This is a genomic window from Cupriavidus sp. BIC8F (genome assembly GCF_032465815.1).
In the GTDB taxonomy this organism is placed as follows: domain Bacteria; phylum Pseudomonadota; class Gammaproteobacteria; order Burkholderiales; family Burkholderiaceae; genus Cupriavidus; species Cupriavidus necator.
Map to the genome: position 1 here is coordinate 153,358 of NZ_CP136097.1, position 11,904 is coordinate 165,261.

The window sequence follows — 11,904 nt, forward strand, 5'->3', positions numbered from 1 at the left end:
GTTGCTGCTCAACCATTGCCGGCGTCGGCGCGCGCTCGTTTCACGGCTTGGCGGAACAAGGATTCCTTGAGCCACGGCTCCGGCGGCCGCTTCAAATCGAGGTGGTAGTTGCCGAACCGCTTGACCCCGGTCGTGCCATACGGGCTCATGAAGGCGGCATCGGCCGCGGAAACCGGTTCGCCGGCGGCGTGAAGGTCTTGCATGATCCGCATCATGTCGACCGTATTCTGCAGAATCACGGCCGAGGCCACCAGATCGATATAGCGCACGCGCTTCTGCTGCTCGTTCGGATCGTTTTCGGTAATGACGTCGCCGCCGAAATCGAGCCATTTGGTGAAGGCGTGATACGACTCGATCTTGTTGGTGGTCGCCGTCACCTCCTGCCGCATGTCCTTCTGCGAGATCCAGCGCAGCAGGTAGACTGTGCGCAGCACGCGACCGAGTTCTCTTGCCGCCGCAAACAGTCGGTTGTGCCGGCCCTCGTGGCTCAGCTTACGCAGCAGCATCGGCGACATGACGCGGCCGGCCTGGATTGAAATCGCCACCTGCATCAGATCCTTCCAATGGCTGCGGATCAGCTGCCAATCGATGACATCGCTGAACAGACGGTCGATGTGCTTGTAGCGGATGCCCTTCTCCGCCTTGTAGAAGCGCAGATCCTTCCAATTGCGGATGCGCGGCATCAACTGGATGCCGTTCAGGTAGGTGAATGCAAAGACGGCTTCGGATTGGCCGTGCGTATCCGAATAGACGGTGTCGGCCTGGACACTCAAGCCGGCTTTCAGCAAGCCCTCGATGACGTAAATGGCCTCCAGCACGCCTGGCGGGATGAAGTGGCGGAACACCGCGATGTAATTGTCGGCCACATGCCGGTAGGCCACGGCGCCCATGCGGCGGTAGCGGAAATGCATGCCGACCAGAAGGTTCTGCTCGTAGAAGTCGTACTGAGTGCCGTCGGCGGCCACCTTCTTGCCTTCGCCCCACAGCTTCGGCAAATCAAGGCGTAGATACAGCTCGGTCAGGTCGCGGCAGGCATTGTCCAACTGCTCGAGGCCCATGTGGCGCTGATTCACGTACGACAACTGATGTGGCGTCACGCCGTTCGACAAGTGCCGCGCCGCCTGGTTGGGGCCGAGGTTGCAACCCATGGCAAAGACGGTAAGCAGATAGCGTTCGCGCGCGTTGCGCAGTTTCGGATCGTCGCCGGATTGCGGGCCAAAATGGCGGGTGAACCCCGTCCAGTGCTCGATGTTGGCGAGGATGTCCAGCAGATTGCGCGGCACGAGCCGGCTGTCGATGGCGGCTTGCAAGGCAATGGCCGACGGCGGGACTTCGCGCGCCGTGACACGCGTGAGCGTAGGCTCGCCGCTGGGGCTGATCGTCACGTCGCCGGCATGCTGTGGGAATTCACTGTCGACCTGTTCGGCCGTCTGGGTCAGCAGCTGCTTGAGGTCGTTGACAAAGCCTTGCGCATCGGACGCCAGGCCGATCCGGTCGCAATAGTCCTGAAGCAACGCCTGACATTCTTCCCACGGCATCAATTGCTGACGAAGGTCGGCAAAGTTACCCGATCCTTCGATGCAAACGTCGCCGCAGCGCAGATCGCCGGCGAGATGGGAAAACACGCACACCTCCAGGTAGCGCCGATTCGTCGGCTTGCCCAAGGTCTGCGAGCGGCGCACCAGCTTGCGCCAGCGCTCGGATGCGAACGACAGGTCCACCTCGTCGGCGAGCCAATCGGTCTTGCGGTGCTCGTTCTGCAGCACGACGTCCAACGCCTTGAGCAGTCGGCGGTCTTCGGTCGCCGCGACAAAGCGCAAGCCCTTCGCCATCTGGAACATCGCCGCACGCCATGATTTGAAAGGCTTCCACAGCAAAGGCAAGTGATTGCCGTCGCTCCAGACGCGGATCGCTTCGCAATCGGCCTGCAGCTTGTCCAGATCGCCATGCGGCGCCAGCAGCTCGCGCACGCGCTGTCCGGTATGGGCATCGTCCAGGTCTTCGGCCAGAATGCCGATGACCAGCTCGAGCGCGGCGACCAGCTCTTCGCTCAATTCGCGCTGGCGCGCCTGGATGATGTCAAGTTCTTCCTTGGCACTCTTGTGGATCGCCCCCATGCGGCGGATGAACATTTCCGCGATGTCGTCGCGCGCGCCGATGCGCATCTGGCGCACCAAGGCCAGGATCAGTGCGTGTCGCTTGGCGGGCCGCAAGTCCTTCATGTCGCCGGCGTCGAGGGCGGATGCCATGTTGGCCAAGTGTTTTAGTTTGGTCGCCGGAACGCTGTCGAGTAGCGTGTCGCTGTCAGGCAGCGATTCGAGCCACTCCAACTGGTCCAGCACCAGGTCGAGGTGTTTGCGCGTCGCCTTCTTTGCGGATCGCTTGATCTGCTGATAGAGCGAGCGCCGCGCCGGCAGCTCGGTTTCCAGCAGTTGATCGAGCCATTGGCGCTGGTCGGCGGACAGGCGCTGCGCGATCTGGCGATGGAGCGCGGCTTCGGCCATGGCATGGGCCTGCTCCGCGATCTCGTCGAGCGTCCTGAAGGCAGGCAGTTCGTAGCCCAGCCGAACCAGTTCCTCGATCGTGATGTTGATGATGTCCACGCGTGTGTCCACCACGCCGGCGGCTTCCTCGGTGAGTCGGATTGCGACGAGGCGCGTCTGGGCATCGGTGTAAGGCTTGATGCCCAACAAGGTGCGGATCACCTTGTGATGCCGATAGCGCGCGGTATGCGCGGCGGGATAGGTGATCTGCCGTACCGGCGCCATGCCCAGGCAGGCCGACACGTGCTCGATGACTTCCGGGGGAACCGCCTCCACCGCCGGAAAGTGGCGCAGGAACTGGAAGCACTTCAGGTTGACCAGAAGCGCGAGGCGCCGCTCCGCGGTGCGGGCGAAGCCTTGCGCCCACTCAATTTCCTCCGGCCGCGGGGTGAACGAGGTCTGCAGATCCTTGAGCGTGAGCGTACGCGGAAAACGCGGATAGGCGGTGCGTTCGATGCTGGCCATGCAAGGGACTCCCCAACATGCGTTCCTTGTTCGCAACGGCTCGTTGCGCGGATCGCGCGCAAAGGCGCCAGCATATTCTGCCGCTGCCTGAATGCCAAGCCTGCTGCCATTACGCGGGGTTGGGGCCTGGTAGCGCGCCCGGCAGCGCCGATTCGATCCGGCGTCGGGCAAACGGGTCGGCCGCTTCGACATAGCGCATGGCCGAGTGGACATCCTTCCAGCCGACATATTCCATCAAGGTTTTGAGGTCCCAACCGTTGGAGGTCGCCCAATTGGCGAACCCGCGCCGCAGCGAATGCCCGCTATACAGCTCAGCCGAGGCGATACCGGCGTGCGCCAGGATCGAGCGCAGCAGCGGCACCAGGCTGTCGGCATGCAGCCCCGCCTCGCCGACATGGCCCCAGCGATCAATCGCGCGAAACACCGGTCCGGACGTCAGCCGCGCCGCTTCCACCCAGGCCGCATAGGCCTCGACCGGGCACAGCCGCGACAGCGCCGGCGCCTTGAAGGTGGTGCCCTGGTAGTGGCGGTCGCCCTTCGTCTGCGGGAAATAGCAGGTCATGCCTTCTCCGGGCGCGATGGCGACATGCTCGACCAGCAGGCGCGTCAACTCGTCGCCACGGAAGCCGCGCCAGAAACCGAGCAGGAGCAGCGCCTTGTCGCGCCGGTGGCGCAACTCGGCGCCGCGGTCACGCTCGGCGCGTGCCGTCTCGCTGGCGGCATCGAGCCAGCGCACGACCTGGTCCAGCTGCGCGAGCTGCAGCGGTTTAGCGCGCTTTTCCTGGGCGGGGTGCAGCGCCTGAATGCCGCGGAACACCTTGCGCACCACCGGCGCCTTGGTGGGATCGGGGAAGCCCTGCTCGAGATGCCATTGCGCCAAGGCGGCCAAGCGCTGCCGTAGCGTGTTGACCGACAGCGTCTCGGCTTGGTCGGCCAGGTAGCGCGCGATGCTGTCGGCGGTCGCCGGCAGGAAGCCGCCCCAACCGACCTCGAAGTGCCGCACGGCCGACTGGTAGCTCTGCCGCGTGTTGTCGCGCGTGGCGGCCCGCAGGTACTGGTCAAGCTTGCTCATCGGGGGGGCTCCTGTCGCTGGGCGAAGGCCGTATTACGGATCAAAGGGGCCAAAGCTGGCCGAATTTGCGCATGATACCGGATAACGCCGCCTTATCCGGTGTGAGTTTCCTCCCAAATCGTCATTGTCATGTGCGGTATTTTGCTATGTAATTACGTGGTATGTAATCTATTACGATATTTCGAGGACGCCCGATGGCCCGCACCGGACTCTACAAATCCGAAGTGAAAAAGGCGCGCGACGCGCTCATCGCGCAAGGCAAGCACCCGTCGGTCGACGCCGTGCGCATCGCGCTCGGTAATACTGGCTCGAAGACGACCATCCACAAGTACCTGCGGGAACTCGAGACCGAGGACGGCGGTGCCGCCGGCCGCAAGGCTTCTATCAGCGAGGCGCTGCAGGATCTGGTGGAGCGGCTGGCCGCGCAATTGCAGGAGGAAGCCAATGCGGGGATCGATGCCGCGCGCGCCGAACACGCGGAACAGGAGCGCCGGCACACGGAGCATCTGGCCGCCGCACACCGCGACGCCGAGCAATTAGGCGGGCACGTGCAGCGCGTCGAGACGGCCCTGCAGCAGGAGCGAGACGCGCACGGCCGCGCCCGCGAGACGCTGCAGCAAGAAACGATCGCGCGCCACACGGCCGAGCAGCAAGTCGCCGACCTCAAGGAGCGGCTGGCCGAGAACGAAGCCCACCGGCGCTCCCTCGAGGAAAAACACCAGCACGCGCGCGAAGCCCTCGATCACTACCGCCAAGCGGTCAAGGACCAGCGCGACCAGGACCAGCGCCGGCACGAGCAGCAACTCCAGCAACTGCAGGCCGAATTACGCCAGGCGCAGCAAACCATCGTCGTCAAGCAGGAGGAAGTCACCCGTCTGAACCAGGACGGCGCGCGCCTGGTGGCCGAACTGTCCCATACGCGCCAGGCTCTTCAGCAGGCTCAAGAATTCAGTCGACGCCAGACGCAAAAGCTCGAAGCGCTGCAGCCGATCGAGCAGCGCAACGGCGTGCTGGCGACGCAGCTCGCCGACAAGGATGCCCACGCCCAAGCGCTGCAGGAACAATTGGCGGCAGCGTTGGCACAAGCTGGCAGCCTGTCGACGCAGGTGCGCGAGCTTGAGCTGGCCTTCGCGCAGTCACAGGCCAAATGCGAGGCGCAGCAAGACATCGTAGCCGAGTTGCGCACCTATCTCGTGGCCAGTGGGCGACCGACATAAAGATGCCGTTCTTTATTACTTTTGGGCTTATGTGTCATTTCCGGCTTTATCCCGGCATGACCCCGTGATGGCATCGCGCAAAAAGCTCGCGCGCGGCGCGCCCGCGTGGCGGCCGTTTGCCGGGCCGCTTTCCCCGGCCAGCGCGCGCCACACCATGGTGATCCTCAATGGCCTGTTCGCCTGGCTGGTCGACGCCGGCTACCTGGCCGGCAACCCGCTCTCGCTGGCGCGCAGCCGGCGCAGCCCGCCCAAGCCGCGCGTCACGCGCTACCTGAGCCACGACCTGTGGCAGGCGGTCAAGGACGCCATCGACGCCATGCCGGGCACGCTCGAACGTGCGACCGAGCGCGAGCGCCTGCACGCGGCGCGCTGCCGCTGGGTGCTGACCGTGCTGTACCTGGGGGGCTTGCGGGCGGCGGAGGTGGCCAGCACGCGCATGGGGGCGTTTTTTTGCCGGCGCGACAGCCAGGGCCTGGAGCGTTGGTGGCTGGAGGTGACGGGCAAGGGCGACAAGACGCGGCTGGTGCCGGCCACGGACGAAATGATGGTGGAGCTGGCGCGCTATCGCAGCGCCCACGGCCTGCCGCCGATGCCATTGCCAGGCGAGGACCGCCCCATCGTGCTACCGGTCATTGGCAAGGAAAAACCCTTGTCGCGCGGCGCGCTGCACCTGGTGCTCAAGGAGATCTTTACGCTGGCGGCCGCGCGCCTGCGCGCGCGCGGACCGGATTGGGCAAGCCGGGCCGCGGTGCTGGCCAGCGCCTCGGCGCACTGGCTGCGCCATACGGCGGGGTCGCATATGACCGACCAGCAGGTGGACCTGCGTTTCGTGCGGGACAATTTCGGGCATGCGTCGATCTCGACCACCAGCGCTTACCTGCATACGGAGGACGATGCGCGGCACGAAGCTACGCAGGAACGTCACCGGATCGGGTGGAAGCGCGAAGGGTGACACGCGCACACCCTGGCCAGCATGCCTGCTTTGGTCAATGCCCCGCCGCGGCGTGGGCGGCAAGGCGAATTGCGACGGACTGCTACAATCTCCGTTCGTTTTTACTGGCTGGGCACGATGGGCTTCGAACAACTGGCGGCATTGAAGGAACAACTGGCAAAGCAAGCCAAGAACGCGCCACAGGCCAAGACGCGTCGCGCACCCCCGAAGGCTTTGGCTCGCCCGGCGAAGCCCGTTAAGCCCGTCGATCCGGTGCTGCAAGCCATCGTGACATTGCAAAAGCGCTTCCCGCAAACCTTTCCGAAGAATCCTGCGCCCAAGGTGCCGCTCAAGATCGGCATCTTTGAGGATCTCGTCCCGCACGTGCAGGAACTTGGCCTGACGGAGTCGGTGTTGCGCGATGCGATCCGCACTTGGTGCCGCGGCACCCGCTACTGGACCTGCCTTGTGGAAGGTGCCGCGCGCGTGGATTTGACGGGGCAGGCGGCGGGACACGTTGCACCGGCCGATGCGACCCGGGCGCAGGGACTGCAAGCACAGCGTGCGGCGCGAGCGCTATCTCGCCCCGCGACCACGCCGAAGCCCAACTGATCTGATCTGTGATGAGGGTGCCGAGCCGTTGGCGCGGGGTTCGTGCGCCGACGAAGCGCCACCACGATAATTGATGACCGCTCGCGGAGCTCCTTGGTTCGATGCAAGGCCGTCGCCGATCAGAGCGTCGGGGCTGGGGTCCGCGTCAGCGGATCTTCTTTGGCCGACTAATGGGTGTCACGTTAGCCGAAGCACGCCCGCAGCCTCGATGAGATGGATCCCCGGGATTCATAAGGCTATGTCTGAATAAACTGTTGAGATCGAGCTCTGCCCAGACTTGTTGCCATAGCGGGCTCCTGCTGGGTTACAGGATGGCCTGTGTAATGTAGGACGGCGGCGGATAACGCCTGCGGGGCGCGATTGCGGCAGGGCTGGCGGTCAGCGATCGCGTGGCACGCGGCGTGGCCGTCATGGCAACCGGCGCATGGTACACGCCCGACGCCGATGGCGAGGATCCCGGGGCAGCCAATACCCTGACGCTCGATATCGGCACGTCGGATCTGACGCAAGGACGGAATGCGATGAGCTGCCTGGTCGAGGTGTCGCGCGAGCCGTAGCGGGCGGCTACTGGCCGCCCTGCGCAAACATCGGCATGTTCCGCAGGATATGTTCGAGCAGCTTGAGCGCCGCCGCCGGTAACGGCCGCCCGGCCTTGGCCAGCAAGCGCGCCTGGGTGCCCCTGAACAGCGGATGATCGATCGGCACCACCGTGAGCGTTCCGGCAGCGATTTCGCGATACGCGGCGAACTTGCCGCCGACCAGCGTCATGTAGTTTTCGTAGGCAACAAACTGCTTGAGCGCCGTCAGTGAATTGGTGACCAGCACCGGCCGGATCCTGATGTTCTCCGCGAATTCGAGCATCTTGGCGGCGTGCCCGACGCCGAATGACGCCGGCATCATGGCCAGCGGCCAGGACAACATGTCCTTGACGCTGGCCGCGCCGCCACGCAATGCCAACGGATGGTCGGGCCGCACCAGCAGGCCGACCGGCTGCGACGAACTCGCCAGATACTCGATGCGCGGATGTGGCGGCGGATTGAAGGCAAGGCCGATGTGCGCGCGACTTTCGGCCACGGCGTCGAGTACCTGATCCACGCCGAGGATCTCCATCTCGATGTCGAGCAGCGGGTACTGCGCGCAGAACGGCGCCAGCACTTCATTGACCTGCGCATCCACGTACCCCTCGCTCAGGACCAGCTGGACCTGCCCCTGCTGCAGGCCCTTGAGGGCATGGAGCTGGTCCTCGAGCTTCTCCTGATGTGACCGGTAGCCGCGCCAGAACTCAAGCAGATGCGCGGCGGCCTCGGTCGGCCTGACGCCACGCGCCTGTCGCTCGAACAGAGTCGTGCCAAGTTCGTCCTCGAGCAGCCGGATCTGCCGGGTGATCACCGATGGCGATGTGTTGAGATTCTCCGCGGCGCCGCGAATGGTGCCTTGCTCGAGCACTTCGCGGAAGTAGCGCAGCCGCTGCTGATTGATTTCACGCATGTCGAACCATCCACTTGGCCGATGACAGACTCACACCATACCCGATACGTTGCCTGGAAGACAACGAAGTGTGGACATAGTTGCTGTTGGCGATTGCCCTTGTCGCTGCCACTATCAGATCCATCAACGCGGTACCCACATAAAAGACATTGGAGACTGGCATGCTGGTGATCCCGAGCGAAAGCGCAGTAGACGACATTTCAACCCTTTACAACAAGATCAACTGGCGACTTCTGCCGTTCCTGCTGATCTGCTACCTGTTCGCCTACCTCGATCGCGTCAACATCGGCTTTGCGAAGCTTCAGATGCAAGGCGACCTCGGCTTATCCGATGCCGCATATGGCGTGGGCGCGGGGATCTTCTTTATCGGCTACGTGCTGTTCGAGATACCGAGCAACCTGATGCTGCCGCGCATCGGCGCACGCAAGACCTTCAGCCGCATCCTCGTGCTCTGGGGCATCACCTCGGCCTGCATGCTGTTCGTGCGCAACGTGCCGATGTTCTACGCCATGCGTTTCCTGCTCGGCATCTTCGAAGCAGGCTTTGCCCCGGGCATGATCTACTACCTGTCCCGCTGGTACGGGCCGCAGCGCATGGCGCGCGCCATTGCGATCGTGTTCCTTGCCGGCCCGCTCGGCGGCATTGTCGGCGGCCCGGTCTCGGCATGGCTGATCACCGCGCTGTCAGGCACCGGTGGCCTGGCCGGCTGGCAATGGATGTTCCTGGTCGAAGGCCTGCCCTGCATCCTGCTCGGCGTGCTCGCCCTGTATTTCGTGCCGAACCGTCCCGCCGACGCCGCCTGGCTGACCGAGCAGGAAAAGCGCCTGCTCGCCAACGAAATCGGATCCAGCGCGGCGCACAATCATTCCTTCCTGGCCGTGGCTCGCGATGTCCGGGTCTATGTGCTGGCCCTGGCGTACTTCTGCCTCATCGCCGCGATCTATGCGATCAGCTTCTGGCTGCCGACCTTTATCAAGGCCCAGGGCGTGAACGACACCGTGCAACTCGGCTGGTACTCGGCCCTGCCCTATGTCGCCGCGGCCTTCGGCATGTACTACATGGGCCGCCGCTCGGACCGGGTCGGCGAGCGCCGTTTCCACTGTGCCGTACCCGCAACCGTCGGCGGATTGCTGCTCGCCGCGTCCATCCTCGTCGACGGCAATCTTGCGGCATCGCTGGTGTTGCTCACGCTCGGCACCTGCGCGCTGTGGATGACCTACACGGTGTTCTGGGCCATGCCTTCCGAATACATCAAGGGCCCGGCGGCCGCAGGCGGCATCGCACTGATCAACACGATCGGGCTATCGGGCGGCTTCTGGGGCCCGGCCATCATCGGATGGGCCAAGACCGCCACCGGCAACCTTCACCTCGGTGTGCTGATCCTGGCCGCGCTGCCAATCATCTCCGCACTGATCATCCTCGCCAACAAGCTGCCCGCGAGGCAGTAACAAGGAGTCGTCATGCTTCTACATCTCTCCACCTGGTCCGAAATCGAGCAGTTCCTCAAGCGCAGCCGCACGATCGTCGTGCCGATCGGCTCCAACGAACAGCACGGTCCCACAGGGCTGCTGGGTACGGACTGGCTGTGTCCCGAAATCATCGCGCGTGAATCGGAGAAAACCGCCGATATCCTCGTGGCGCCCACGTTTAACATCGGCATGGCACAGCATCACCTCGGCTTTCCCGGCACCATCTCGCTGCGCCCGTCCACGTTCATCGCCGCGATCGGCGACTGGACCCGCTCGCTGGTGGTGCATGGTTTCGAAAAGATCCTGTTCCTGAACGGCCATGGCGGCAATGTCTCGTCGATCGATGCCGCGTTCTCCGAGCTGTACGCCGAAGCAAGCTTTGCGCGTCGTCGTGCCGGCTTCGCACTGAAGCTCTGCAACTGGTGGGATCTCGAAGGCGTGGGCGAACTGGCACGAGACCAGTTCCCGACCGGCCACGGCGCGCATGCCACGCCTTCGGAAATTGCGATCACGCAGTACGCCTTCCCCGATTCGATCAAGTCGGCCGACTATGCGCCGCCCATTGCCCCAACCGGCCCGATCCGCGAAGCCCTCGACTTCCGTGCCCGCTTCCCGGACGGACGCATCGGTTCCGATCCAGGCCTGGCAACGCGCGAGAAAGGCCGCGCACTGGTCGAACTGGCCGCGCAGTCCCTGGCGCGCGAACTCGAAGCCTTCGGCCGCGAGCCGATGCCGGACTGAAACCGGTCCGCCGGCGCCACATGACTCGCGATGACTCCCCGTGGCGCCAGCCATCTTGCCCTCCATCGACAAACATCATGCAATCACACGATATCCACCAAAGACTGAAAGCACTCGACATCGAGCTGTCCCCCGCAGGCGCGCCGGCTGCCGCGTACGTAATGAGCGCGCAGAGCGGCAACCTTGTCTACCTATCCGGCCACATTGCGAAGAAGAACGGCAACGTGTGGGTTGGCAAGTTCGGCGCCACGATGTCGACGGACGAGGGACGCGCCGCGTCCCGCGCGGTCGCGATCGATCTGCTGTCGACGCTACAGGCCCACACCGGCGATCTGAATCGCGTCAAACGCATCGTCCAGGTCATGAGCCTGGTCAATTCAACGCCCGACTTCACCGAGCAGCATCTGGTCACCAACGGCGCATCGGAACTGTTCGTCGACGTGTTTGGCGATGCCGGCAAGCATGCGCGGTCGGCATTCGGTGTCGCACAGATTCCGCTGGGGGCCTGCGTGGAGATCGAAGTCTGCGTCGAACTGGACTGAGGCTTCAGATCGAACCAAACCGTGCGGGCGGACGAACTCTCAAGGTCTGCGCGACAAACTTCAGCGCGGCAGCCAGTTGCTCACGCGAAGCGGCACAGGCCAGGTTCATGCGCGCTTGCCGAATACCGGGCAGCGGCGATAGCTTCGGAGCAGTCGGCTGCCACTTCGTTGGCGACGCTCTAGAAGCTCTGCGGAGTATTGACCCACAGCACCCGGGCATCGACGGCGCCGATATTCCTGTAGCCGTGAGGAAGGTGCGAAAGAAAGAAAAAGGAATCGCCTTTCTTCACAATCGTCTTCTGCTGGTCCACCGTCAACTCGAGCTCCCCTTCCAGCACATAGCCCATTTCTTCACCCTGGTGCTCAAGATAACCCTGGGACGAGGTGCCGACCGGAATATGATGAATATTCGCCTCCAGCAACGTGCAGAGGTTATTTGGAAGCAGCGTTTCCAACGCGACGCCATTTCCCGCGCGTTGATGCTCGGTCCGGAGCGTCTGCCGCTGTCCCTCGCGCATTACCGTGACCACGCCGCCCGCATCCGTCTCTTCCGAGAAAAGCCTGGCAACACTGATTCCCAGATTCACAGCGATCTTGTGAATCATCGGGAGCGAAGGGCGTACTTTGTTATTCTCGACTTTCGAAAGGAAACTTTCGGTACATCCGACCTTTTCTGCCAGCTGGCGCAAACTCAATTTGCGATTAAGTCTGGCATGCTTCAACCGGCCACCAATTACAATTTCCTGATTTTGTCCGGTATTTTCCATAAATTACACAACGATTATATCGGGCTCGGCCAAATGTGAAGTATAACCGCATTCGTG

Annotated in this window: 8 protein-coding genes and 3 pseudogenes; 7 read left to right on the plus strand and 4 right to left on the minus strand. The window is 63.6% G+C overall.

What is annotated here, in order from left to right:
* Window positions 1–8: 8 nt before the first annotated feature.
* A complete protein-coding gene (locus tag RS901_RS37255; protein WP_316149749.1) occupies window positions 9–3,008 on the minus strand; it encodes a Tn3 family transposase in 3,000 nt (999 codons plus the stop codon).
* 121 nt (window positions 3,009–3,129) lie between these two features.
* A pseudogene (locus tag RS901_RS37260) lies at window positions 3,130–4,080 on the minus strand (site-specific integrase); the annotation flags it as partial.
* A 194-nt stretch (window positions 4,081–4,274) separates the two neighbouring features.
* On the opposite strand from RS901_RS37260, the gene RS901_RS37265 reads away from it, so the two are divergent.
* The 4 genes and pseudogenes from RS901_RS37265 to RS901_RS37280 form a co-directional block, all read left to right on the plus strand.
* On the plus strand, window positions 4,275–5,297 hold the full coding sequence (locus tag RS901_RS37265) for a DNA-binding protein (RefSeq protein WP_316149751.1): 1,023 nt from the start codon (window positions 4,275–4,277) through the stop codon (window positions 5,295–5,297).
* 64 nt (window positions 5,298–5,361) lie between these two features.
* Window positions 5,362–6,249, plus strand: a pseudogene (locus tag RS901_RS37270) (tyrosine-type recombinase/integrase); the annotation flags it as partial.
* Between the two features lie 117 nt (window positions 6,250–6,366).
* Window positions 6,367–6,840, plus strand: coding sequence for a ProQ/FinO family protein (locus tag RS901_RS37275; protein ID WP_316157634.1), 474 nt, complete (start codon window positions 6,367–6,369; stop codon window positions 6,838–6,840).
* Between the two features lie 347 nt (window positions 6,841–7,187).
* A pseudogene (locus RS901_RS37280) lies at window positions 7,188–7,397 on the plus strand (molybdopterin dinucleotide binding domain-containing protein); the annotation flags it as partial.
* Between the two features lie 7 nt (window positions 7,398–7,404).
* On the opposite strand, the gene RS901_RS37285 reads toward RS901_RS37280, so the two are convergent.
* The gene (locus RS901_RS37285) at window positions 7,405–8,328 is read right to left on the minus strand and encodes a LysR family transcriptional regulator (RefSeq protein WP_316157635.1); all 924 of its coding nucleotides are present in this window, start codon (window positions 8,326–8,328) and stop codon (window positions 7,405–7,407) included.
* 161 nt (window positions 8,329–8,489) lie between these two features.
* Between RS901_RS37285 and RS901_RS37290 the strand changes: the two genes are divergently transcribed.
* From RS901_RS37290 to RS901_RS37300, 3 genes are all read left to right on the plus strand, one after another.
* On the plus strand, window positions 8,490–9,776 hold the full coding sequence (locus tag RS901_RS37290) for an MFS transporter (RefSeq protein WP_316157636.1): 1,287 nt from the start codon (window positions 8,490–8,492) through the stop codon (window positions 9,774–9,776).
* 12 nt (window positions 9,777–9,788) lie between these two features.
* Complete coding sequence (locus RS901_RS37295) at window positions 9,789–10,538, plus strand: creatininase family protein (protein ID WP_316157637.1); 750 nt, start codon at window positions 9,789–9,791, stop codon at window positions 10,536–10,538.
* Window positions 10,539–10,615: 77 nt separating this feature from the next.
* On the plus strand, window positions 10,616–11,080 hold the full coding sequence (locus RS901_RS37300) for a RidA family protein (RefSeq protein WP_316157638.1): 465 nt from the start codon (window positions 10,616–10,618) through the stop codon (window positions 11,078–11,080).
* Window positions 11,081–11,259: 179 nt separating this feature from the next.
* On the opposite strand, the gene RS901_RS37305 is transcribed toward RS901_RS37300, so the two are convergent.
* Complete coding sequence (locus RS901_RS37305; protein WP_316157639.1) at window positions 11,260–11,847, minus strand: cupin domain-containing protein; 588 nt, start codon at window positions 11,845–11,847, stop codon at window positions 11,260–11,262.
* Window positions 11,848–11,904: the final 57 nt, after the last annotated feature.

Bases quoted from the DNA above. Each gene is read 5' to 3' on its own strand.
- RS901_RS37255 (WP_316149749.1), bottom strand. From the start codon at position 3,008: ATGGCCAGCATCGAACGCACCGCCTATCCGCGTTTTCCGCGTACGCTC.
- RS901_RS37265 (WP_316149751.1), top strand. From the start codon at position 4,275: ATGGCCCGCACCGGACTCTACAAATCCGAAGTGAAAAAGGCGCGCGAC.
- RS901_RS37305 (WP_316157639.1), bottom strand. From the start codon at position 11,847: ATGGAAAATACCGGACAAAATCAGGAAATTGTAATTGGTGGCCGGTTG.
- RS901_RS37285 (WP_316157635.1), bottom strand. From the start codon at position 8,328: ATGCGTGAAATCAATCAGCAGCGGCTGCGCTACTTCCGCGAAGTGCTC.
- RS901_RS37275 (WP_316157634.1), top strand. From the start codon at position 6,367: ATGGGCTTCGAACAACTGGCGGCATTGAAGGAACAACTGGCAAAGCAA.
- RS901_RS37300 (WP_316157638.1), top strand. From the start codon at position 10,616: ATGCAATCACACGATATCCACCAAAGACTGAAAGCACTCGACATCGAG.
- RS901_RS37290 (WP_316157636.1), top strand. From the start codon at position 8,490: ATGCTGGTGATCCCGAGCGAAAGCGCAGTAGACGACATTTCAACCCTT.
- RS901_RS37295 (WP_316157637.1), top strand. From the start codon at position 9,789: ATGCTTCTACATCTCTCCACCTGGTCCGAAATCGAGCAGTTCCTCAAG.